The sequence below is a fragment of the Shivajiella indica genome, from assembly GCF_042683085.1.
GTDB lineage: Bacteria > Bacteroidota > Bacteroidia > Cytophagales > Cyclobacteriaceae > Shivajiella > Shivajiella indica.
Window position 1 is genome coordinate 268275 of the sequence record NZ_JBHUIV010000016.1, and the last position, 23400, is coordinate 291674.

General features: G+C 38.1%; 20 protein-coding genes and 1 pseudogene. 14 read left to right on the top strand and 7 right to left on the bottom strand.

Features of this window, described 5'->3' with window-relative positions; all coding sequences use genetic code 11:
• Nucleotides 1-64: 64 nt before the first annotated feature.
• The gene (locus ACFSKV_RS10635; RefSeq protein ID WP_380802359.1) at nucleotides 65-1561 is read right to left on the bottom strand and encodes a trypsin-like peptidase domain-containing protein; all 1497 of its coding nucleotides are present in this window, start codon (nucleotides 1559-1561) and stop codon (nucleotides 65-67) included.
• Nucleotides 1562-1741: 180 nt separating this feature from the next.
• Nucleotides 1742-2170, bottom strand: a complete 429-nt coding sequence (locus ACFSKV_RS10640; protein WP_380802362.1) for an Hsp20/alpha crystallin family protein — start codon at nucleotides 2168-2170, stop codon at nucleotides 1742-1744.
• A gap of 331 nt (nucleotides 2171-2501) precedes the next feature.
• Between ACFSKV_RS10640 and ACFSKV_RS10645 the strand changes: the two genes are divergently transcribed.
• Nucleotides 2502-4859, top strand: coding sequence for a mechanosensitive ion channel family protein (locus tag ACFSKV_RS10645; protein ID WP_380802364.1), 2358 nt, complete (start codon nucleotides 2502-2504; stop codon nucleotides 4857-4859).
• 71 nt (nucleotides 4860-4930) lie between these two features.
• Here the strand turns inward: ACFSKV_RS10645 and rlmB are convergent, their stop codons facing one another.
• Nucleotides 4931-5704 carry a 23S rRNA (guanosine(2251)-2'-O)-methyltransferase RlmB gene (rlmB, locus tag ACFSKV_RS10650; RefSeq protein ID WP_380802366.1) on the bottom strand — a complete coding sequence of 258 codons (774 nt, stop codon included), beginning with the start codon at nucleotides 5702-5704 and terminating at the stop codon, nucleotides 4931-4933.
• On the bottom strand, nucleotides 5677-6927 hold the full coding sequence (locus ACFSKV_RS10655) for a GWxTD domain-containing protein (protein WP_380802368.1): 1251 nt from the start codon (nucleotides 6925-6927) through the stop codon (nucleotides 5677-5679). Before ACFSKV_RS10655 ends, rlmB begins: the two co-directional genes overlap by 28 nt.
• A 49-nt stretch (nucleotides 6928-6976) precedes the next feature.
• Here ACFSKV_RS10655 and ACFSKV_RS10660 point away from each other — a divergent pair, with 49 nt between their 5' ends.
• Nucleotides 6977-7753, top strand: coding sequence for a class I SAM-dependent methyltransferase (locus tag ACFSKV_RS10660; protein WP_380802371.1), 777 nt, complete (start codon nucleotides 6977-6979; stop codon nucleotides 7751-7753).
• Between the two features lie 259 nt (nucleotides 7754-8012).
• On the opposite strand, the gene ACFSKV_RS10665 is transcribed toward ACFSKV_RS10660, so the two are convergent.
• Entirely contained in the window at nucleotides 8013-10997 is a 2985-nt protein-coding gene (locus ACFSKV_RS10665; protein WP_380802374.1) for a glycosyltransferase family 117 protein, read from the bottom strand.
• A 146-nt stretch (nucleotides 10998-11143) separates the two neighbouring features.
• Here ACFSKV_RS10665 and trxA point away from each other — a divergent pair, with 146 nt between their 5' ends.
• The 10 genes from trxA (at nucleotide 11144) to ACFSKV_RS10715 (ending at nucleotide 20799) form a co-directional block, all read left to right on the top strand.
• Nucleotides 11144-11464: a thioredoxin gene (gene trxA, locus ACFSKV_RS10670; RefSeq protein ID WP_380802375.1), complete on the top strand. Its 321-nt coding sequence runs from the start codon at nucleotides 11144-11146 to the stop codon at nucleotides 11462-11464.
• 86 nt (nucleotides 11465-11550) lie between these two features.
• Nucleotides 11551-12972: an MBL fold metallo-hydrolase gene (locus ACFSKV_RS10675; RefSeq protein WP_380802378.1), complete on the top strand. Its 1422-nt coding sequence runs from the start codon at nucleotides 11551-11553 to the stop codon at nucleotides 12970-12972.
• 130 nt (nucleotides 12973-13102) lie between these two features.
• Nucleotides 13103-14491: an OprD family outer membrane porin gene (locus ACFSKV_RS10680; protein ID WP_380802381.1), complete on the top strand. Its 1389-nt coding sequence runs from the start codon at nucleotides 13103-13105 to the stop codon at nucleotides 14489-14491.
• A gap of 65 nt (nucleotides 14492-14556) precedes the next feature.
• Nucleotides 14557-15138 (top strand): YeeE/YedE family protein, encoded by a 582-nt coding sequence (locus ACFSKV_RS10685; protein WP_380802383.1) that lies wholly within the window; start codon nucleotides 14557-14559, stop codon nucleotides 15136-15138.
• 90 nt (nucleotides 15139-15228) lie between these two features.
• Entirely contained in the window at nucleotides 15229-15639 is a 411-nt protein-coding gene (locus ACFSKV_RS10690; protein ID WP_380803307.1) for a DUF6691 family protein, read from the top strand.
• 348 nt (nucleotides 15640-15987) lie between these two features.
• Nucleotides 15988-17142, top strand: a complete 1155-nt coding sequence (locus ACFSKV_RS10695) for an MFS transporter (RefSeq protein ID WP_380802385.1) — start codon at nucleotides 15988-15990, stop codon at nucleotides 17140-17142.
• Nucleotides 17139-17867, top strand: coding sequence for an acyl-[acyl-carrier-protein] thioesterase (locus ACFSKV_RS10700; RefSeq protein WP_380802387.1), 729 nt, complete (start codon nucleotides 17139-17141; stop codon nucleotides 17865-17867). The genes ACFSKV_RS10695 and ACFSKV_RS10700 overlap by 4 nt, the downstream gene beginning before the upstream one ends.
• 162 nt (nucleotides 17868-18029) lie before the next feature.
• Complete coding sequence (locus ACFSKV_RS10705; RefSeq protein ID WP_380802389.1) at nucleotides 18030-19100, top strand: c-type cytochrome; 1071 nt, start codon at nucleotides 18030-18032, stop codon at nucleotides 19098-19100.
• Nucleotides 19097-20473: a hypothetical protein gene (locus ACFSKV_RS10710; RefSeq protein ID WP_380802391.1), complete on the top strand. Its 1377-nt coding sequence runs from the start codon at nucleotides 19097-19099 to the stop codon at nucleotides 20471-20473. The genes ACFSKV_RS10705 and ACFSKV_RS10710 overlap by 4 nt, the downstream gene beginning before the upstream one ends.
• On the top strand, nucleotides 20464-20799 hold the full coding sequence (locus tag ACFSKV_RS10715) for a thioredoxin family protein (RefSeq protein ID WP_380802394.1): 336 nt from the start codon (nucleotides 20464-20466) through the stop codon (nucleotides 20797-20799). Before ACFSKV_RS10710 ends, ACFSKV_RS10715 begins: the two co-directional genes overlap by 10 nt.
• 60 nt (nucleotides 20800-20859) lie before the next feature.
• On the opposite strand, the gene ACFSKV_RS10720 is transcribed toward ACFSKV_RS10715, so the two are convergent.
• Complete coding sequence (locus tag ACFSKV_RS10720) at nucleotides 20860-21246, bottom strand: hypothetical protein (protein ID WP_380802396.1); 387 nt, start codon at nucleotides 21244-21246, stop codon at nucleotides 20860-20862.
• Nucleotides 21247-21448: 202 nt separating this feature from the next.
• Nucleotides 21449-21625, bottom strand: a pseudogene (locus ACFSKV_RS10725) (M3 family metallopeptidase); the annotation flags it as partial.
• 344 nt (nucleotides 21626-21969) lie between these two features.
• On the opposite strand from ACFSKV_RS10725, the gene ACFSKV_RS10730 reads away from it, so the two are divergent.
• On the top strand, nucleotides 21970-22296 hold the full coding sequence (locus ACFSKV_RS10730; protein WP_380802399.1) for a hypothetical protein: 327 nt from the start codon (nucleotides 21970-21972) through the stop codon (nucleotides 22294-22296).
• A 6-nt stretch (nucleotides 22297-22302) separates the two neighbouring features.
• Entirely contained in the window at nucleotides 22303-23364 is a 1062-nt protein-coding gene (locus ACFSKV_RS10735) for a coiled-coil domain-containing protein (protein WP_380802401.1), read from the top strand.
• Nucleotides 23365-23400: the final 36 nt, after the last annotated feature.

Below are 23400 nucleotides of genomic sequence, written 5' to 3' on the forward strand. Positions count from 1 at the left end.
AATTAAAAAGGCCGATCTAAAATAGACCGGCCTTTTCTTTATCAAACACAAAACAACTTATTTTTTACTCAACCTTCAATTCAAAATAATATTCCTGACCACTTGGGTAAACACCCAAAACCACTATTTCTTCACCAACATTACCCTGAAGAATATTGTTCATATCCTCAGCATTGGTTATTCTGTATCTGCCGTCAGCTCCAATTACAGAAGTGACAATAAAACCCACCTTGGCACCTGCATTCTTCCAGGTTTCATTTTCGATAGCAATTATTGATGCTCCGCCCTGCAATTTCAATCTGTTCTTGATATCCTGGCTGACATCTTCGAAAGTAACACCCTGAATGGTGGTTCTTTTCGGCATTTCCTTTCTCACAATTTTGGTATCACCTGAAATATTTTTCAAAGTGGCAGTTGCATTCATTTCTTTGCCGTTTCTGAGGAATTTCACATCCACTTTATCACCGGGACGCTTTCTGGCCACCATTTCCTGAAGCTTGGCTACATTAAAGGTTTCCACTCCATCAACCCCGACGATGATATCTCCCTTCTTCAAACCTGCTGCTTCTCCCCCGCTTCCTTCATTTACCTCCATAATGTACACCCCACGGTTGACACCAAGGGTTTCTCCTATATACTCCTCCAATTCAGGACTTACATCCCTGATCTGAACACCCAGGAGACCTCTTTGAACAGCCCCAAACTCTAACAAATCATCCATTACTTTTTTAACAATAGAAGTTGGAACTGCAAATGCATAACCGTTGAATGTTCCTGTTCTTGATGCAATGGCAGTATTGATTCCAATCAATTCACCGGCAAGATTGACCAGGGCACCACCTGAGTTTCCAGGATTTACCACCGCATCGGTCTGCAGGAAGGATTCAATCTGAAGATTATTTTCTAAATCCCTTAAAATCCCGATATTCCTCGCTTTGGCACTGATAATCCCTGCAGTTACTGTAGAGGTTAAATCAAATGGATTACCTACAGCCAAGACCCATTCACCTACTTGAACTTTATCAGAATCGCCGAATCTTACATAAGGAAGTCCATTTGCTTCAATTTTCAGTAGTGCTAGATCTGTGGTAGGGTCAGTTCCAATCACCCTAGCTGAGTAACGGGTATTGTCTTCAAGGGAAATATCAATTCTAGAGGCGTTCTCAATTACGTGGTTATTGGTCACTATATAACCATCCTCGGAGATGATTACCCCGGAACCGGAACTTCTACCCTCTCTTGGCACTCCACCTCGATCTGGAGATCTAAAACCAAAAAACTCCTCAAAAGGATCAGGTCTTCCCTGTCCTTGACTAATGGTGACAGTACTTTTGACATGGACAACGGCTGGAGTAACCAATCCAGCTGCTGCTACAAAGTTAATCCCATCCGGGATATTGAATTTTTCATTGGAAAGCCAATTGACTAAACTGGTATCTTGCTTATCTGTGAAATTGGTTGCTGAATTTTGTTTTGACAGGTAATTTGCCCCTGCCAAAGCAACTACTCCACCAATCAATGAAGCTAAGATAATACCGAAGAAAAATTGCCTTTTATTCATTTTTTAATGCTTTTGAGTGATGACTTTATAGACGTAATTTATGATGCAACGTTTGCAAAAACCAAGCAAGTTTTCGTTACTGAGATGGGTATTTAACAAGGTTTAACAGGTTATGCTTAAAAAACATAACCCTTGTAAAAGATAAACAAAAAATATGGGAGTGGGTTTACCCACTCTCCATTATTTTACTTCAATCTTTGATTTATTTGTTTTCTTCTCCGTCTTTGGAAGCAGGACTTTAAGCAGCCCATCCTGATAGCTGGCTTCTATTTTTTCAGCATCTACGGTTTCTGGAACATAAAATGACCTACTGAAGGAACCATAGTGGGTTTCAACAGTATGGAAATTTTTCCCTTCTTTTTTCTCCTCCATTTTTCTTTCTCCGGAGATAGTCAAACGTCCATCTGTCAAATCCAAATTGAAATCGGTTTTCTTCATACCAGGTACTGAAACATGAATTTCATATTGGTTTTCATCTTCTGCAATGTCAACAGCGGGTGTGAATTGCTTTGCTGACTGCGCAAAAGAATCATTGAAGAACTTATCCAAAACACTGCTAAAAGAAGTCGGATAGCTTGGTTCAAATTGGTTGTATCTTGCTAGTTTCATGGTTGTATTGTTTAATTTTCATCTATACCTAAAATGAATAAAAAATATGCCATGAGGAAAAAGGCGTCAATTTGTCATTTATAATTCAAATAATTACAAAAAAACAGTCATTATGGCTTGAAAAAGCGTAATTTGTTTGATATTCATAAAAAATATTGATTGGATTTTAAGGTCATTGGAAAGGAAATCAAATTCTGATTACATTTATAATAAAAATTCCGTGCGCTTTTTATATACATCCCCTTTTCTATTAATTGGATTGATTAGTTTTCAATTCAACTCTTTTTCACAAGTATCCCCTATTTTATCGATTTCGCAGATTGATAGTCTATTGGAATTTTCCGAAGAGCAAGCAGCACCATTAACAGAAAGGGTAACCCTGGAAGACAATATTAAAAAAGCCCAGGATTTTACTTCCCAACTAAATGGTATCAATCAGGTTGTCAATGATGCCTTGGATACCACAGAACTTGAGCGGATTTTACCAAACGCGGAAAGGTTTATTACAATTGTAGGGGACCGATTGGAAAACCAGGAAGTGAAAATGAATCTAAGATACATCAATGCCCTCGAAAATTGGTTGGAGTCAATCAAGCTCAATACAACGAATGGGGAAAAACAAATTTCAAATAGGGTAGACCAACTATTTGCTGTTAGGATGAAGCTCGATTCGATCATGCAGCACAGTCTCATGAGAGTCAATTTAAGGGACACAACCTTGCTTCCAGAATATCAGAGAACTATCAGTAGCTTAAAAAATAATGTCAACAAAACCGACAGTGTGCTGAACCACCAAAGGTTAGAAGCAGCCAATTACCAATCGAGAACCTTTAATATTTTGGTTAAAATAAATGAAATTGAAGAAAGAATGCACGTTCAAAAAAGAGCTTTGGAGAAAGCTTTATTTCAAAAGGAGACCAATTTTATTTGGGAACCGAGAGATTTTCCGAAAACTGAGCGGTTGATTTTTATATTCAGTGATTCATTTAAATTTAATGTCAGTATCATTAGGAATTACATCAACCGCCATATTGGGCTGACAATTTTCCTTTTGGTGGTTGTTTTAGGTTTATATTATTGGATTGCCAGCAATCTAAAAAAAATCCGAAGTCAAAAAGAGTTTGCTAGTTTGATTTTAGGAAGGTTGAGATATATCCATAATTATCCTTTATTGGCTTCTCTTTTGGTTGTATTGGCGATTGCTCCATTTTTTTATACCAACCCCCCAATTTCATTTTTCGCACTGATATTAATCATTTTGGTCAGCATTACCGGCATATTTATTAAAACCAGAATTGGAAAAAATTCCTTTAAAATCTGGCTTTTATTGTACTTTATCTTTTTGATCAGCCTTGCCAGTAACCTTTATTGGGAGGTGGCATACCAGGAACGTTGGCATTTGTTGTTTTTAAATTTATTTGGAATTTACGTAGGATGGAAGATTTTAAAGCTTAGACAAATTGAAGAAGAGGATTTGCCACCTTACATTAAAATTCTTGCAAGGATTTACATCTTTTCTTGTTCCTTATCCTTATTTGCAAACATTCTCGGTAGGTTTTCTTTAGCCAAAATGATCGGTGTTACGGGAACCTTAAGTTTGATGCATGCCATATCTTTAATTGTTTTTATCATCATTATTAAAGAAATCATTTATGTCCTAATTGAGGTCAGTAGAAAAAATGAAGCCGAATTCACCTCAGTTATTGACTTCTACGATATACAAAAGCGCATCACCTCTTTATTTTCCTACTTGGCTATTGCTATATGGGGATATTATTTTTTGGAAAGTTTGGGGATATTGGAGAGTGTTTTAAGTGAAATCGGTGCGTTCTTAACAGCACAGCGGAATATTTTAAATGCCACATTCACATTTGCCCAAATTGCAGTATTCGTTCTGATCATTTATATAGCAACCTTTTTGGCCAACACCATTTCCTATATTGCTTCCATAAAAGATGAGCAAAACACCACGGCAATCAGAAATAAGAAACTTGGATCATCTATCCTTTTAATCCGATTATCTATCCTTATTGTTGGCTTCTTAATAGCCATAGCGGCATCAGGAATACCTTTAGACAAAATAGCCATAGTACTTGGAGCATTATCAGTGGGAATTGGTTTTGGTTTACAAACCATAGTCAATAACCTTGTTTCAGGAATAATCCTTGCCTTTGAAAAGCCAGTACAAATCGGTGATACTGTTCAGGTAGGAACTATTGAAGGTATTGTGAAAGATATTGGCATAAGGGCCAGTAAAATCAAAAACTGGGATGGGGCTGAAGTCATTATTCCCAATGGTGACTTGTTGGCCCAACACCTCACCAACTGGACGCTTTCTGACAAGCAAAGGAGAGTAGAATTGATAATTGGAGTTAGTTATAATGCTGACATGGATCTGGTAACAAAATTGATACAGGATGAACTTAAAGCAGAAGGTATCCTCAATGCCCCACCTTCCAGGGTTTTTCTTCAGGGTTTTGCAGATAATTCCGTTAATTTCAGGGTATTGTTCTGGGTGGAAGATATAGATGTTTGGGTTTCTATACGTGATCAGGTGATGCGCGGTATTTTTAAAGCTTTTAAGGAAAACCAGGTTGAAATACCCTTTCCACAGCGGGATCTCCATATTAAAAGTTTTCCCGGCTTGGTTGCTGAAAAATTATTTAAACCGGGTGAAGAATTAAAATAATCCGCTTGAATAAATTGGGCAATTTTCATGCTGATATATTGCCCAATGTCTCTTTTCTTTGACTTTACCTCCTAGTTTCTTTGTCTTATGGCCTCATAAATAACCACTCCAGCTGAAACAGACACATTTAAACTTTCAATATTTCCTGCCATGGGGATCTTAATGAATTCATCGGAAATTCCGATCAATTCCTGGGATATTCCGTCTTCCTCAGAACCCATAATCAAAGCTGTGGGCAAAGTGAAGTCTGCAGTGTATAAAAGCCGATCTGTTTTTTCAGTTACTGCGACCACATTTAGTCCCATCTTCTTGAGATCTTTTACTGTGTAATACAGGTTCTTGACCCTGCATACCGGAAGGTGGTTTAAAGCTCCGGCGGACGTTTTGACTGCATCAGAATTAATTTGGGCACTTCCTTTTTCAGGAATGACAATAGCATGTACTCCCGCACATTCAGCAGTTCTTGCCATTGCCCCAAAATTTCTCACATCGGTAATCCTATCCAAAACCAAAATAAGAGGAGCAACTCCCTTGGAATAACATTCTTCAATAACATGGTCCAGTGAGGCATATTGAATGGCTGACATATAGGCAATCACGCCCTGATGATTCTTTCTGGTAATCCTGTTTAATTTTGCATCCGGTACCCTAATGACATTAATTCTTTCCTGTTTAGCCAGCGTCAATAGTTCTTTAATCAGTTCATTGTTGACTTCTTTGTCAACCAAAATCTTGTCAATTTCCTTATGGGCATGTATGGCTTCCATTACCGCCCTTGTACCAAAAATAAAATCCTTGTCATGTTCGCCTTTATTGATCAGAAAACCATCTGTCCGTTTCTCCATGCTGTTATGCTTTTGAACCAATCAGGCTGTAAGGCCCTGGAACGGTTAAGTATATAATAATTAGGAGTCAAAATATTTTTGACCCGTGCAAAGGTAAAGGTTATTTTTGAATTTGAATTGGCTGTCAGGTAAGACCAAACTTCCCCATTGGCTCTGAAGAAGACTTCATTGGGAGGCCCCATGACGGTATACACCATCCCTCTATCGGTTTTCCATCCTTCCTTGAAATCAGTAAAGAGAATATTGGCAAATTCGATTTGTTTGAAATACTCCCTGATTACTTTTCTGGCAGCTTCCTCATCCTTCAACATCCCATACCAATATTGGTCCAAAGCTATTTTTTTATCCTCGGCAGATTTAAGAGTTTCGTGTTCATTCCGGGTAGAAATATAGGCTACCATTTCCACCATTTCATTATAATCTATTACTTTTGGAAATGCTTCATGAACAGCTTTGACCAACATTCCTTGGGTAGAATTTGTATCGGATTGAATAAAATAGTAACCATCTTTGGTGAATGATTTTAGGGTATTCAACAAAAAATCCCCTTCGAAATCCACCTGGACTTCCCTGGGAACAGGGGCAGGCCGTATTTCCATAGGTGGTAAAGGAGAATCAAATTTGGATGGATAATTAAAGGAAAAAAGTGTTGCAGACCCTCTTCCCCTAAATTCCACCGGCTGATCTTTGAGAATAAAATTCTGGTCAAACGGAATATTATCACCATAATAGGCCCAAAAGTTAGGGTGTCCGAAGATAAATGGGCTGATCAGGTCCATATGATAATAATATTCATCTCCTTGCCTTGTATCTACTACTTTTAATAATGCAATGGCTGTTTCCTGTGATTCTGGTATAACTACACGCTTTTCAAAATAATAGTGATAATCTGTTTCCCTGATCAAATCTTGTTTTGTTAGGGCAAACAAATTTTCTGAGGTAATGGGTTCTTGAAAACCGGAAAGCACAGCGTATGAAAACTGGTAATTGTCAAAATCAATATTTGCCTCAATTTTTTCAATCGGCATCTGTAAAAGAAAAGCCCTTTCTCTTTCCTGAATTGGAATAATCTTTAAGGCCAACCTGGAATATCGGGAATACCTTAAAGCTTGATTCAATGTTTCCAGGGATTCTTGGGAAAATGAATTCAATGGATATGTCAACCATGCAATAATGAATGATAAGAAACTAAATGTTTTAAGGTAGATTTTATATCTGGTCATCGGCTTTTAAAAATTAAGCTTAATTTTGCACAAATTAATGAAATTTTAAATGGCTACCTATACAACGGAAATTGCTTCAGATAAGTTGGTCAGTGACAATCCCATTCACCAAAGGTTGTTGAAGGCCTATATTGCCGCCAAGCCATTTGTAAAAGGGAAATTGTTAGAAGTAGGCTGCGGTGAAGGAAGGGGAGTGGAAATTTTAATGCCTCTTGTTGAGGAATATTTGGGTTTGGATAAAATTCAGGAAGTAATCGATATCCTGAAAAAAAAATACCCGGAAGCAAAATTCCGTCAGGCAATTATACCCCCTTTCTCGGGCATCGAAGATGATTTTTTTGATTCAGTGGTCAGTTTTCAGGTTATTGAGCATATCAAAGACGACCGCCTTTTCCTGGAAGAAATTCATAGGGTATTGAAACCGGGAGGTAAGGCCATAATTTCAACGCCAAATATCCGACATACACTTTCACGGAATCCTTGGCATATCCGGGAATATACTGCCCAGCAATTGGAAGATCTTTGCAAATCCATATTTCACAGAGTGGAAACTATGGGAATTGGAGGCAATGCCAAAATCTGGGATTATCACGAGGCAAACAGACAATCCGTCAATAAAATCATGCGATGGGACATTTTCAACCTTCAGTATAAACTCCCCTCCATATTGCTGCGATGGCCCTATGAAATCCTGAACCGGATGAACCGCGACAAACTTCACCATCAAAAAGGGAAAGCCGTCACGGATATTTCCCATGAGGATTACATCCTCGAAAACAGTCCGGAAAAGGGGCTGGATTTGTTTTTCATTTTGGAGAAAAAATAATCTATTTTCCATCAGATTGACCAAATCACTTCAATGGATTGTTTGAATCCTAAAAACAAAAAAGTTCTGCTTCTCCGGAGGCAGCACTTTTTTTAGGTTATAATTTTTCCAATCCTCACATCCGCCTTTCGAAATCCGAAACCCCATTCTTCACTCTTAATTCTTCATTATCTCTTGTCTCTTGATTCCTGTTTCTTCTTGGTACTTGCTTCTTGTTTCTTGTTTCTCGCCTCTAATCTCTATTCTCCCATTATTCCAATCACATTCTATCCAATAGACTTCCACCTTGATAACCTGGACCTAAAATATTTCTCAGTCCATTTTTAAGTTTTTCAGATAGCTCTGTGTAACCTCTTTCTTCCAACAATGGTACAAAGAACTTTAACATTTCAATAGATATCATTGCTTCCCTGTCAAAATCCCTATCTTCTTGGGTATAGAATTCCAACATTTGGACGGATTTATTGGAAATTTTATCCACGATATCCAAGGCAAGGTCATCTTCGCCGATTTCAAAAAGTAAGGGTACCATTTGACCACTTGCCAGATCATAGGGCACGGCTTTGTCAGGCATCACCTCAAGACTATATTTTAGGATATTGGCCGCCCTTTCCATATCATATTCATCCAATAAGGCAATAGCGACCGCATTGATTGCCGAACGGTGGTTGGACGTGAATCTTCGGAATTCATCATCAAAATAATTATTAGGGTTATCCATTCCTCTGAAGGCAAAATCTTCCATGATGTTTTTATAGGCAACATCCGTATGCACCAATTCAGAGCGCATATTTTGTGGCTTTTGAACCGGCAATAATCTGTATGTCAATCCCTCCATCACCACATATTTTTCAATATCCAAACTAATAGTGGCCATAGAGGTATTATTAAAATATATCGGCCTTTCCCAATTGTTACTTACAATGAGATCGATCAACATCAGATTGCCTTTGGTCAGATAATTTCCTTTGACCTTTAAATTCATCTGCTCTACCATTAAGTCTTCCATTCCTTCGGGAATAAGACCTTGATTATAAACTTTTTCCAGATCAACATCCAAAATCAGATTTCTGGAAGGCACCATATTGTAAGTAGACTTACCCCCAGTTGTCAATTTGAGCAAGTCACTTTCATTTTTCAATAACTTAAGGTATTCTGAAGCAGAAATCGCTTCCAAATTCTGTCTATCCATTACATAGAGTACGTCATTGGTACCTTTCCTGTAATTTCGGTATTCCAAAGAAAAAGGAAGTGGCTCAGACTCATTGACCGGTCTGGCCATTTGCTCCACGTACCAATCAGTGTCAAAGTAACTCAAAACCACCACCCTGACATCTGTTCTGAAACCCTCCACTTCCTGAACATACCAAAGCGGGAAGGTGTCATTATCCCCACCTGTGAATAAAATGGCATTTGGGGCGCAGGAAGCTAAAAAATTCCGGGCAGAATCGACTGAGAAATACCTGCCCTGTCTATTGTGGTCATCCCAGTTTTGGGAGGCCAATATAATAGGGACCGGAAATGCAAGCAAGGTCGCCACAATACCAGCTATTGCCAAGTTCTTACTTAATTTGCCAATCAGATGTGCCAAAGCCATGACCCCGATTCCTATCCAAATGGCAAATGCATAAAACGAACCTACGTATATATAATCTCTTTCTCTGGGTTCAATGGGAGGGGAATTCAGATAAAGCACCAATACAACCCCCATCATCAGAAACAACATGACGGTGATATAAAAGGACTTTGGGTCAACCTTTGCCTGAAACAAGAAACCTATCAATCCCAAAATCAAAGGCAACATTAAATAGTTATTATGAGCTTTGTTTTCCTTAATGTAATCCGGAAATTTTTCCGAAAAGAAATCAGAAATACCCAACCAAGGCGCATCTGAGAAATCACTTTCTCTACCGGAAAAATTCCACATGAAATATCTCCAGTACATATGGTTCAACTGGTGTGAAAACATGAAATAGATGTTATCACTGAATGTGGGTTTTTCACCTTCCCTCAACCCTAGTTTTGACCTGTAAATCTGCTTGTGACGTTCTTGGGTAGAGTATATTCGAGGAAGAATTGTAGATCGCTCTGGATCATATTCATTCACTGTGGAATAATCTACTATTTCATATTTATCTTTCCCTTTCAAGTAAATAGGAGCCCCTTCTTTTTGGTCAATGAGCTCAGCATCAAAATATTGACCGTGCAATAAAGGTCTGTATCCGTACTGTTCTCTTTTGAGGTAGGAAACATAACTGATGATGTCTTTCGGCGCATTCTCGTTGATTACGGGATCCTGATTGGCCCTGATAACAATAAGGGCATAAGACCCATATCCCATAAGCACAAATGTCAGCGAAAGTAAAATAGTATTGAGAACGACTTTTTGCTTTTTAATGGAATAAAGAATTCCATAAATAAGAGATCCAAGAAATAAAGCTGAAAAAACGATTATACCCGACCCAAAGGGTAATCCAATACTATTGACAAAGAAAATCTCCATAGATCCCGCAAGACTGGGTAATCCAGGAATAATGATGTTATTGATGATAATCAATGCCACTCCTCCCAAAGCCAATGCAATGATTCCTCCTTTAAGGTTGGGATTGGGGTATTTTTTAAAATAGTAAACCAGTGCAAGCGCCGGTAGGGTAACCAGGTTCAACAAGTGAACACCAATGGATAAGCCTACCAAATAGGCAATAAAGATCATCCACCTATTTTCATCTTTGGAATCTTCTATAACATCCCACTTTAAAAATGCCCAAATAACAATGGCCGTGAAAAAACTGGACATGGCATAAACTTCCGCCTCCACAGCTGAAAACCAAAAGCTGTCTGTAAAAGCATATGCCAAAGAACCTACAATTCCTGCTCCCATTAAAGTAATGGTCTGTCCTTTACTCTCTTCTCCATTTTTTATGCTAAATAGCTTCCTGCCGAACAGAGTAATTGACCAGAAAAGGAATAAAATTGTCAATCCTGAAAATACTGCGCTGCCCACATTCATCCAATAAGCCACTGATAATACATCCCCAAATGCAAAAAAGGCAAACATTCGGTAAATCAGCAGAAAAAACGGAGCGCCGGGAGGATGAGGAACCTGAAGTTTATAGGAAACTGCAATAAACTCTCCGGGATCCCAAAAGCTGGCAGTCTGTTCCACGGTAAGTACATACGCCAAAGTGGACACTATAAATACTAACCAACCAATCAGGTTATTGACCTTTTTGTAATCAATCATTGTTTAGAAATAGTTGTGAAGGGCGAAAATAATCAATAAATCTAAAAGCTACTGCTTTTTAACAGCATTTAAGGAATTGTGATAAAAATTACTGTATAACGATTCAGACACCATTACTTTTGTGTTAATAATTAAAATGATAAACCATGAATACACAGCCTAAAACTTTCAGTGAGCTTATAGAAGGAGACACTCCCATCTTGGTAGATTTTTTTGCTACATGGTGTGGTCCTTGTAAAATGATGCAACCGATATTAGAAGATACTGCACGTCAATTAGGGGATTTGGTCAAGATAATCAAAGTGGATGTAGATAGAAACCCTCTAGCTGCGAGTAAATTTCAAGTTAGAGGTGTACCTACCTTAATTCTTTTTCATAAAGGCAAAGCCATTTGGAGACAGTCCGGCGTGGTACCTGCACACCAATTGGTAAAAATTATTTCCGAAAATATTCAGGAAAAAGTATAATTTGAAAATGTGACAAAAGTCATTTTAAATAATTGTGGTAGCGAATAAATTTACAAATACATTAACCGAAAAAACAAAATAATCATATGTTAATCGAACAAATATACACCGGGTGTTTGGCTCAAGGAGCTTATTACATTGAGTCAGATGGAGAAGCAGCTATCATTGACCCATTAAGAGAAGTACAGCCTTATATTGAAAAAGCCGAGAAAAGAGGATCAAAAATCAAGTACGTATTTGAGACCCACTTCCATGCAGATTTCGTATCCGGTCATAAAGATCTTTCTGCCAAAACCGGTGCTCCAATTGTGTTCGGGCCTACCGGTTTGAAAATGGGATTTGATGCCATTGTCGCACAGGATGGACAAATATTCGAATTAGGAAAAGCTAAAATTAAAGTAATTCATACCCCAGGTCATACTATGGAAAGCTCTTGCTTTCTTTTGATAAACGAAGAAGGGAAAGAAGAGGCATTATTTACTGGTGATACTTTGTTTATTGGTGATGTTGGTCGTCCTGACCTAGCACAAAAAGTAATTGCCGATTTGACTCAAGATAAACTGGCAGGTCATTTGTATGATTCATTGAGAAATAAAATCATGCCTTTGGCAGATGATATCATCGTTTACCCTGCTCATGGTGCCGGAAGTGCCTGCGGTAAAAATATGAGCAAGGAAACAACGGATACCTTAGGCAATCAGAAAAAAACGAACTATGCTCTTCAGGAAATGACCAAAGAAGAGTTTATAAAAGAAGTAACTACAGGTTTAACACCTCCTCCTGCCTATTTCCCTCAAAACGTCATGATGAATATCCAGGGATATGATTCTATTGATGAGGTATTGAACAGAGGTTTCAATCCGTTGAGTCCTGCTGCATTCGAAGCGGCTGCCAATGAAACAGGTGCAGTGGTCATAGACACCAGAGATGCCCAAACCTTTGCCAAAGGTTTTATTCCAAACTCAATTAATATCGGAATAGATGGAAGCTTTGCTGTTTGGGTTGGTGCCTTGGTTCCGGATTTGAAGCAGGAAATTCTCATTGTTGCGGATGAAGGAAGAGAAGAGGAAGTGATTACAAGATTGGCAAGGGTAGGATATGATTACTGTATTGGTTACCTAAAAGGTGGTTTTGAATCCTGGAAACAAGATGGAAGAGAAATTGACACCATTACCTCAGTCACTACAGAGGAGTTAGCCAATATCATTGAAAAAGAAGGTCAAGTCAACATCCTGGATATTAGAAAAAATTCTGAATATTTGAGTGAGCATGTAATTGATGCTGAAAATGCGCCTTTGGATTATATTAACGACAGTATGACCAAGGTCAACAAGGATAAGACATATTATGTGCATTGTGCAGGCGGATATAGATCAATGGTTTTCAACTCAATTTTGAAGGCAAGGGGTTATGACAACCTGATTGATATAAAAGGTGGATTTGATGCTATAAAAGATTCAGGTCTATTCAAAGTCAGTGATTACGTATGTCCTACTACATTGTTATAACAGGTAACAAAAAATAATTGTTAAATTCAATAAATGGCAAGACTAGGAATCTTGCCATTTTTAATTTAGAAAATGCCAAGGTGATAAATATCACTTTAAAGTTCATAATGATTGGCCAATTTTGACGGAAATGCGCTTATTGATTATTGTCATTTTATTTGGTTCTAGCTTCACTGCTTTTGCTGGTGAGATTTACTTAATTGAAAATGATTCTCTTCTACTTCAAAAGAAAAGCCTGGGAGAAGAACTTAAAAGTGGAAAAGTGGATTTTCATATCAGATCATTCTTCATGTCAACTATCAACAAGGGTGAGCTTCTGGATTACGCTACTTTGGCTGCTGGTGCAGGAATAGGATATACCAGTCCAGAATGGAAAGGATTTGAAGCTAGATTTAGTGGATTCTTCACATTTCAGGTTTTTGAAAATAACATCCGGATAGCAGATCCAACAACGGGCGCAGGTAACAGGTACGAGATCTTGTTATATGACATGAACGATCTCAGTAATACCAACAGATTGGACAGACTGGAAGAGTTATATATTGCCTATCGGAAAAATAGGTTAAAATTTACTTTGGGAAGACAAAAAATTATAACTCCTCTTCTGAATGAACAGGATAATAGAATGAGACCAAATGTATTTGGAGGGCTTTCTGCCATTTATTCCGGTTTCAATTATAAAGTCACTGCGATGTGGATCAATTCTGTAACCATAAGAGGGACAGTGGATTGGTATAGCATTGAAGATTCCTATGGTGTCTATCCTTTTGGGAGAAATCCTTTTGGTGAACCTTCAGGCTATAAGGATAATATAAGTTCCAAGGGCATAGGAATGTTTGGATTCCAATATCATAAAAGTGGGCTGACAGCACAAGCATGGAATTACCATGCAGACAATGTGTTTAATATGAGTTTTGCTCAGTCAGACTATTCCTTTAATATTGGGGGAAGCACAAACCTTCATTTTGGTGTACAGGGATTTTATCAGTTCGCGATAAATGATGGAGGAAATCCTGATCGGACAAAAACATATATTTTACCAGAAGAAAAAGGATTTGGTGGGGGATCTAAAGTTGGAATATTCTCAGGCCGGCATTATGTTTATCTCAATTTTCTGGGAATCAGTGACAAAGGAAGATTACTTTTTCCTAGAGAATGGGGCAGGGAAACATTTTATGCCAGTCTCTCAAGGGAAAGATATGAGGGAAGTGGTGATATGCAGGCCTGGGTTCTTAAATACGATCTGATAACTCCTTTAGATGGACTTTTTGCGCAATTTGGAGCAGGATCAGTCCACCATTCAGATATGAATACCTTTAAAACCAATAAATATGGGATTCCATCCTATTATCAATTTTCAGGAATGTTGGATTTCAAATTCAAGGATTTTCTGGAGGGCTTAAATCTTCAGTTATTGGTTATCAATAAAAAAGCAAAGAATAACGATTTGCCTGATCAACTTAAAATTAACAGAGTTGATATGTGGAATTTGAACCTTGTCATGGATTATAGGTTCTGATTAAAAAATATTGAAAATTAAAACCATCATTGATTTAAAATTAAAACAAAATAAAACAATTTAATATGGAACAATTCATCGAATTGATTAAACAACCTTGGCCTTGGTGGGTAGCAGGACCTATGATAGGCCTCATTGTACCTACACTATTGGTGGTAGGAAATAGGTCTTTTGGAATATCATCTTCCTTGAGACATGTTTGTGCCATGTGTGTGCCAGCAAAAATACCTTTCTTTACCTACGATTGGAAAAAAGAATTGTGGAACATTGCATTTGTAATCGGAGTAGGCATTGGTGGTTTTGTCGGCCACTTTATCTTAGCAAATCCAGAGTTAATTGAAGTTGCGGAGTCAACTCAGAGAGATTTGGCTGCACTTGGTATCACTGACTACAGAAGTATAATGCCACATGAAATCTTTAATTGGGAGAATTTATTTACAGCTAAGGGTTTATTATTCTTTGTTTTTGGAGGATTCTTGGTGGGATTTGGTACAAGATACGCTGGAGGCTGTACTTCAGGCCATGCGATTATGGGAATCAGTTCTTTACAATGGCCATCTGTAATAGCTACAATTTTCTTTATGCTTGGAGGATTTTTGATGACACATGTGTTCTTAGGTCCATTGATGAAATTAGTCGGTTTTTAAATATTGAGAAAAATGAAAACAGCAATAAAAAAAGTTGAACAAACCAATTCAAGCGGTGCAATTGCCAATGCCCCAAAACGCGATACACCAATGGAATTATTATTGTATCTGATCATAGGTGTAGGTTTTGGAGTGATTTTCGTAAAAGCTGAGATTGTGTCCTGGTTTAGAATCCAGGAAATGTTCAGGCTACAATCATTCTTTATGTACGGAGTAATCGGTTCGGCAATTGTGGTTGGTGCCCTTTCGATTCAAATAATAAAATGGTTTAATATTAAAACATTTAAAGGAGAAAAAATCATTATTAACAATAAGGAGTTTCGGAAAGGCCAGATCATTGGTGGATTTATATTCGGATTGGGCTGGGCTTTAACAGGCGCTTGTCCTGGACCATTGTTCGCTCAGATCGGAAGTGGTTTTACAGTTATCTTAGTTACCCTGCTCTCTGCAATAGCAGGAACATGGGTTTATGGAAAATTTTCTGACAAACTTCCAAACTAAAATAAATGTAAGCTAAATTTGAAGAGGCAGTCCCGCTAATAGGGACAGCCTCTTTTTATTTGGTAAGGCTGCTAAAAAAATCATATAGTCAACTTTTTCGGCCTTCACTTAAACCATGAACACCTTTAATTAATTTCCGAAAACTCTTTTGATCACTGCCCTGATCATAAGAATGGCCACTAGAACAACAGATCCTGCTATAATAAATTCCATGGTTTTTTATTTTTAAGAACACCAAATTTCAAAATATGTTCATTTGACTTGAAAGCAAGTTGCTATTCACTTTGTTTTCCTAATTTGTTGAATTGGAGTTAGCTTTGCAATTCGAACCTAAACCTATTCTATTTGATGACACTACTTCAAAAAAGGAGGATTGCTCTTGGCAGCCTCTTTTTCATAGCAGGGCTTTGTTTTGCATCTTGGGCATCGAGAATTCCTGATATTCAGGTCAAATTCAACTTATCGGAAGCCCAGTTGGGGACTTTATTGTTAGGATTACCTGTTGGTTCACTAGTTGCACTTCCTTTGGCAGGATGGGCTGTCCACAAGTTCGGAAGCAGGACAGTCATCCTGGTCAGTAGCATAGGGTATATGACTTTTTTACCTCTTATTGGTTTTAGTACTTCTATCCTCATGCTGGTACCTGTCATTATGGTTTTCGGCATGATAGGTAACATGATGAATATTTCACTAAATACCCAGGCTCTCGCTCTTGAAGATAGTTATGGTAGAAGTATCCTGGCTTCTTTTCATGGTTTATGGAGTTTGGCAGGATTTACAGGCGCTGGAATAGGCGCAGGCATGATTTACTTTGACATTTTACCCAAGTTTCATTATCTGTTCATTGCATTGATCGTAGCTTTAACCATCCTTACTTCCAAAACATTCTTGATCAATGAATCAAGAACAGGAGGCGGAGGTGGATTAGTTCTGAGGAAACCAGATGACCTACTTTTGCGGATAGGAATGATTGCCTTTTTGGGCATGTTGGCAGAAGGCTGTATGTTTGATTGGAGTGGCGTCTATTTCAAAAAAGTTGTAGAAATAGAACCTGGTCTTGTTGCATTAGGCTATGTAACTTTCATGGGGGCTATGGCCAGTGGAAGGTTTGTCACTGACCGTATTATCAATAAAATAGGGAAGATTAAAATGCTTCGTTTCAGTGGAACCTTGATTTTCCTAGGCCTAACTCTTTCGGTTATTTTTCCTCTTCCGGTTGCGGCTACAATTGGTTTCTTGATGGTAGGATTTGGGGTAGCCTCAATCATCCCTATCGCATACAGTACTGCCGGAAGGTCCAAACTATACTCCCCTGGGGTTGCGCTTGCTATGGTTTCTACCATTTCCTTCTTTGGTTTTCTTTTAGGACCACCACTGATTGGATATATAGCTGAACTTTTTGACTTGAAAGTTTCCTTTACCCTTATTGCCATTACCGGTTTGGGAATTGCTATATTGTCTTCAGTCCGACTGAGGGTTTTTACAAATGAAAAAATACAATGAATGTAAACATTACAGGAAATTTTCAATTTGAAAAGGAGTTTGAAATCCTATCCTTCCAAATTGACCCTCATGGAAGCTTAAGATGGTCTTCATTGGCAGATTTGTTACAAGAGGTGGCCTGGAAGCATGCTGATAGCAGAGACTTTGGTAAACAGCTCTTCGATAAAGGCTTTATGTGGGTTCTTTCCAGATTTCATATCAAAGTTTTTGAAATGCCAACCTGGGGACAGCAAATAAAAATTAAGACAGCAGGCAGGGGCATCAATAAGCTTTTTGCGCTACGGGAATTTGAAGTAATCAGCGAAAGTGGTCAGGTTATAGCTAAAGCCATGTCAGCCTGGTTGCTATTGGATATCAAAAGCAAAAGGCCCCAAAGACCCAGACAGGTTTTACCTTCGGAACTTTTTGATGACAATCCTGATGAAAATCTGCTTCCTAACAAGATTAATCTTGATGTTGAAACTACTATTGGCAAATCATTTTCAGTTAATTATTCCGATTTGGACATGAACAACCATGTCAATAATGTTAGCTATATCAGATGGATTGAAGATTTTTGTTTTGAAAAAGGTATTTATTTAGACGAAATGTTGATTAATTATATTGCTGAAGCACTAATTGGAGAGGAAATTGAAATTTATTTCAATCAAGGTGAAAAAGAAACCATATTGTCTGGACAATGCAATCATGGACAGATATTTTTAGCAAAGATTAAACAAAAGTAAATATAGTGAATTCACCAAATTAGTCTCCTAAATCAAGATCACAATAACATCGGGACTTAAATTTTTCTCCTGAAGGTAAGGGGCTCTTGATTTGTGATGTTAATCACAGCTATATATCTTTAAAACTAAGGATATTTGTACCTTATTGAATCTTCAGAGAAAATGAAAGATATATTCCAGCCTTTTGTTAAATTATTGACCCTCATGGTGGGTTTGTTGGTTTCTATAACTTTGCTCACCGCTTTGGTTATTGGGATAGTCATTGTGGTTTCCAGTGGGGGATCCCTCCCTCCATTAGGAGAAAAGCCTGTTGCTACTACTCTCAGTACATCAACAGCGGTTGTTGACACCTACAGGGGGGTAGTCCCGAAGGAAGGTATGTGGATTGCACCTGCCTGGAATACGGTGGATCAGGAACCGAATGCAGATGCAATTAAATATGGAAGAGAACTCATCGCGAATACCTCTGAATACCTTGGGCCTAATGGTAAGGTTAAGAAATTATCCAATGGAATGAACTGCCAAAACTGCCATTTAAATGCGGGTACGGCTCCTCTGGGAAATAACTACGGTGCTGTCGCTTCTACATATCCTAAGGTCAGGGCCAGATCTGGCCAATCCGAAGACATTCCAAAAAGGATCAATGATTGCTTTGAAAGGAGTTTGAATGGCAAAGCCCTGGAGGTAAATAGCAAAGAAATGGTTGCCATGGTGGCATATATGGAGTGGTTGGGCAAGGATGTTCCCAAAGGGGAAACACCAAAAGGTGTGGGCATTTATGAGCTTCCCTTTATGGAAAGAGCTGCTGACCCTATAAAAGGAAAATCAGTTTATGCACAACAGTGTCAAAGCTGTCATATGGAAGATGGGCAGGGAATGATGAAGCCTGATAAAACAGGGTATGTTTATCCTCCACTTTGGGGAGACCATAGTTATAATGATGGTGCCGGCCTCTTTAGAATGTCAAGGTTTGCAGGATATGTAAAAACAAATATGCCTTTGGGTGCTACGTTTGAAAGACCTTTGCTAACAGATGAACAGGCCTGGGACGTAGCTGCTTATATCAATTCACTGCCAAGGCCTAAAAAAGACATTACCAAAGATTGGCCGGACATTTCCAAAAAACCTATTGACCATCCCTTTGGGCCTTTTTCCGATGAATTCCCTGAGGAGCAGCATAAGTTTGGACCATTCAAACCCATCAAGGAGGCCAGACAACAAGCCGCAAAATGAGATTTGTATTTATAGTTGCACTTTTTCTAGGAGTCGCTCTGAATAGTTTTGCCCAAAATGATGAAAAAAAACAAAGGGCTGCAGATTCTTTGGTAAAAGGTAAAATTGGCTTGAGAACTTTTTGGATGTCTACTAATTATTGGGAAGATTTCAAGAATGATTTTGCTTTAGGACAAAGTGCGTATTTACAACTCCGGACCAAAGAATTTAAAGGCTTTTCCGTGGTTGGACGCTATACCGTTTTTGGTAATGTTTGGAGCTCAGATTTATTGGAAAGAGATCCAGTTACCAAAAATTTCAATAGGTATGAAGTGGGGCTTTTTGATGTAATCAATCCTGAAGATAAATTTTTCGGTAAACTTGAGGAATTCCAGTTACGCTACCGAACTGAAAAATTCAGTGCAATCATGGGAAGGATGGATATCAATACACCATTCATCAATCCCCAAGATGGCCGCTTGTCACCAACCTATGTGGAAGGATTAAGATTGAACTATAATCCTGATAATAAAAACAAATTTTCAGTGGATGTGATAGGTAGAATGAGTCCAAGGTCAACTTCCGGATGGTTTGATATTGGTGAGACAATTGGAATTTATCCGGTAGGACAAAGTGAATTCGGACAGCCTTCTAAATATCAGAATAATACAAATAGTAATTTCTTCACCGTTTTGGATTGGCAGCACTCCATGAATTCCGGAATTCAACTGCAGGTGAACCATACTTATGTGGACAATATTTCAAGCACGGTCTTTACTCAGGCCATTAAAGATTGGAATCTTTCCAAAAGCAAAAATAAATTCATTACAGGGCTTCAGTTTTCCCTTCAAAATGGGATAGGAGAAGGCGGAAATACGGATCCAGAGAAGCGTTTTAAAAATCCTGAGGACTTAAACATAGTCGTTGGCGGAAGAATTGGATTGAAGAATCCAAGGTCTATCTGGTGGTTGAACTATACCCGAATTGATGGAAAAGGACGCTTCCTGAATCCCAGAGAGTGGGGAAGGGATCCCTTCTTCACCTTTATTCCACGGGAGAGGAATGAAGGATATAATCAAGTAGATGCATTTACTACCTATTATCAAAGAAATATCCCTGAAAAGGGTTTACAGTTTTATGGATTTGCAGGGCTCCACTTTTTGCCGGATCCATCCAAACCTGAACTGAACAAATATGCTTTCCCTTCTTATGCACAAGCCAATCTTGGAGGAAAGTATTCCCCGAAAAATTGGGGAAAAGGGCTGGATTTTCATGCCATTTTCATGAGCAAAGTCAATATCAAATCAGGAGAAATCAAACCCCAGTGGATTTATAACAAAGTGAATATGATCCATGTAAACTTTATTGTCAATTATACCATCCAATGGAATTAAATCAAACTATAAGTATTTCCCAATTCAAAAAATTACTTGAGGAGCATTCTTCCATCCTTGTTTATTTATATCAGGACAAATGTGGAGTCTGCAAAACACTTTTTCCTAAAGTGAAAGATCTTGTGGAAAATGAATTCCCCGAAATGGAATTATTGGTTTTGGAAGCTGAGCAAAACCGTGAACTGGCAGCTCAGCTAAGGATGTTGGCTGTACCTGGAATATTGGTATATTTTGAAGGAAAAGAATATTTCAGAGCTAACGGCCTTTTGAGTTTAGGGGAACTTAAAAATAAAATAGGAAGGTATTATTCTTTGATGTACAGGTGAAACCGGTTATTGAAGCTCTAAATTCAGTGCTCATCAACAGTTAATATTAATTATTAGATTTCAATAAAAATCCCTTTGTTCAATTTTTACCCTATACTTTTCAGGTATTTGTCGGGTATCCGGATATCGCTCTAATATTTCATTTAGTTTGGCCTTAGGATATTTGATTAGGTTAATCGACGAAAGTATAGTCCCTCCAAAAAATGTTACAAAAACTGCAGTTCCTGCTGCTGATATATTACTTTCGCTGGGTGCTTGTCCAGAAATTGGTTTAAAAACAGCTTCATTTGTAGCAACCGCCCCGGCAATTGCTAAGGTAACCACAGTCAAGCCACCTGTCACAATAAACCCTGTTCGAGCATTTTTCCTTTTTCTGAAAAACATATTTACCAAAGCTTTCAATGAATCTGATTCATTGGCCATGTCCAAAAAATCATTTTTTTTCATTTGGGATACTGGTTTTGTCTCGGTTTGTTGTGAAAAAACCTCCTGACATATCCAACAACAAAACATCAAGGCAATTATCAACGTTTTCATAATGCAAGTTCCTGTTTCATTTATTGAAATTTAGAAAAATTTTTGCAAAAAAAATCCCCATCTATCTGATTTTTAGAGAGATGGGGAGATAAATTTCAAACCTTAATTTTACTTATTTTGACCTGTCAACCGCAACCTGATCCAATCCCCTCTTTTTCAACAAGGCATCGATCTTGGGCTCAGCTCCACGGAAATTGACATACATGGTCATCGGTTCATCTGTACCGCCTCTTTCCAAAATTTCCTTTCTAAAAGCCTGTGCTTTTTCTTGGTTGAAAAGCTCGGTTTCTTAACACCATTATAAAACAAAAATTTAGTATATAAAAATTGGCATTGAACGAAATTAAATTTCACTTTAAATGGATTATATTTAAATAATTATTTTTTTAATTGCATTAATCCAAACAAAATACATATCAAATATTCACATCAATTAGGCTAAAACCTTATCGCTGGACTTTCATATGATTATAACATACCGAAGCTGAAACAGCCAATACATAAAATTTAATTTGGTACATAATCAATAAAATTTATATTTTACTCGCTATTTATCAGATAATAATCATGGATTACCTAAAATAAACGAAAATTGAAAAGTTCTTTTCAAATAATCACCAAATCCTTCTTGCAATGGACAACAAAATAAATGAGAAAAAGACCAAAGGAGCTTTAAAAAAAGAGAACCTAGCAACAGCTGCAGGAGCCGCAATAGTAGGTGGTGCAGCCACTGCTGTATCCAACAAACTTTTTGGCAATGATATGTCAGGCGACGGAACTGAAGGCAGCATATTAGAAGAAGAAATATTACCTCAAAACACTGATAATCAAGTAGAAATCACAACAGGCACACCGTTTACAATAGTGGAATCCAAAAATCAAAACATTGATTTAGGATCCTATATGACCTCAGTCTTACAAAAAGCAAGCATTCTTAACACAACTATACAAAATTTATAATCAATTATGGAATCACCTCAGGAACTTTTAGCTATCGCAGCAGAGCTCGATAGTGCTTTGACCACACTTAACTCAAAAGTGTTTGAAATTCAATCCTTGTATCAAGAAATTGAAACTAACAAACAACAAATTCTTGCTTTAACCGAAGAATTGAATGGCTACAGAGACGAAGTGGTCTCTTTGAAAAATGAAATTGCTGAATTCCGAAACCAGACTGAAACTTTCCATAATGAAAGTGAATCGATGAGAGCAGAAATCGAAGGGTTCAGGGAGCAGGCTCAGGAACAGCTGGAAATGACAACCGAACATCAGAATAACGCACTCGAATCCTTAGGCTTAACTAGAGAACATGAAGCCAACACCTTGGAATCTCTGAATATGACCAAAGAACATGAAAACAATGCATTGGAATCTCTTAACTTGGCCAAGGAACATGAAGCAAATACCCTGGAAACCCTCAATATTACCAAAGAACATGAGGCCAATGCTTTAGAGTCTTTAAATATTACCAAGGAGCATGAAAACAATGCCATGGAGTCCTTGAACACGACGAGAGAGCATGAAAATGCTGCCCTGGAATCTCTCAACACAACTAAGGAACATGAAAACAGTGCTTTGGAATCATTGAATACAACAAGGGAACATGAAAACAATGCACTGACATCACTTAATACGACGAAAGAGCATGAAATCGGCGCATTAGAGTCTTTGAATACAACAAAAGAACATGAAAATGTCGCATTGGAATCGCTGAATACAACCAAAGAACACGAAAACAGTGCTTTGGAATCTTTGAATACGACCAAAGAGCATGAAAACAATGCCAGCGAAGCACTCAACACCACCAAAGAACATGAAAGTAGTGCCGCCGATGCTTTAAGGCAGACGGAAGAACATGCTTCTAAAGCAGAAAGTGCCATGAGTAATGCAGAGCGTGCAGAAAGTACAGCTGATAGTGCGGCCAGTCAGGCAGAAAGTGCAGCAAGCAGAGCAGAAAGTGCAGCCAGTGATGCAGAAGCTGCCGCTTCAAGGGCAAACTCTTCCGGAGGTGGACTCAGTTCCTGGTAATTGAGAGCTTATCCAAAATGAATGCCTTCACAACGA

Coding starts and splice junctions, on each gene's coding strand:
- ACFSKV_RS10635 (WP_380802359.1), bottom strand. CDS start 1,561: ATGAATAAAAGGCAATTTTTCTTCGGTATTATCTTAGCTTCATTGATT.
- ACFSKV_RS10640 (WP_380802362.1), bottom strand. CDS start 2,170: ATGAAACTAGCAAGATACAACCAATTTGAACCAAGCTATCCGACTTCT.
- rlmB (WP_380802366.1), bottom strand. CDS start 5,704: ATGGAGAAACGGACAGATGGTTTTCTGATCAATAAAGGCGAACATGAC.
- ACFSKV_RS10655 (WP_380802368.1), bottom strand. CDS start 6,927: ATGACCAGATATAAAATCTACCTTAAAACATTTAGTTTCTTATCATTC.
- ACFSKV_RS10660 (WP_380802371.1), top strand. CDS start 6,977: ATGGCTACCTATACAACGGAAATTGCTTCAGATAAGTTGGTCAGTGAC.
- ACFSKV_RS10665 (WP_380802374.1), bottom strand. CDS start 10,997: ATGATTGATTACAAAAAGGTCAATAACCTGATTGGTTGGTTAGTATTT.
- trxA (WP_380802375.1), top strand. CDS start 11,144: ATGAATACACAGCCTAAAACTTTCAGTGAGCTTATAGAAGGAGACACT.
- ACFSKV_RS10675 (WP_380802378.1), top strand. CDS start 11,551: ATGTTAATCGAACAAATATACACCGGGTGTTTGGCTCAAGGAGCTTAT.
- ACFSKV_RS10680 (WP_380802381.1), top strand. CDS start 13,103: ATGCGCTTATTGATTATTGTCATTTTATTTGGTTCTAGCTTCACTGCT.
- ACFSKV_RS10685 (WP_380802383.1), top strand. CDS start 14,557: ATGGAACAATTCATCGAATTGATTAAACAACCTTGGCCTTGGTGGGTA.
- ACFSKV_RS10690 (WP_380803307.1), top strand. CDS start 15,229: ATGGAATTATTATTGTATCTGATCATAGGTGTAGGTTTTGGAGTGATT.
- ACFSKV_RS10695 (WP_380802385.1), top strand. CDS start 15,988: ATGACACTACTTCAAAAAAGGAGGATTGCTCTTGGCAGCCTCTTTTTC.
- ACFSKV_RS10700 (WP_380802387.1), top strand. CDS start 17,139: ATGAATGTAAACATTACAGGAAATTTTCAATTTGAAAAGGAGTTTGAA.
- ACFSKV_RS10705 (WP_380802389.1), top strand. CDS start 18,030: ATGAAAGATATATTCCAGCCTTTTGTTAAATTATTGACCCTCATGGTG.
- ACFSKV_RS10710 (WP_380802391.1), top strand. CDS start 19,097: ATGAGATTTGTATTTATAGTTGCACTTTTTCTAGGAGTCGCTCTGAAT.
- ACFSKV_RS10715 (WP_380802394.1), top strand. CDS start 20,464: ATGGAATTAAATCAAACTATAAGTATTTCCCAATTCAAAAAATTACTT.
- ACFSKV_RS10720 (WP_380802396.1), bottom strand. CDS start 21,246: ATGAAAAAAAATGATTTTTTGGACATGGCCAATGAATCAGATTCATTG.
- ACFSKV_RS10730 (WP_380802399.1), top strand. CDS start 21,970: ATGGACAACAAAATAAATGAGAAAAAGACCAAAGGAGCTTTAAAAAAA.
- ACFSKV_RS10735 (WP_380802401.1), top strand. CDS start 22,303: ATGGAATCACCTCAGGAACTTTTAGCTATCGCAGCAGAGCTCGATAGT.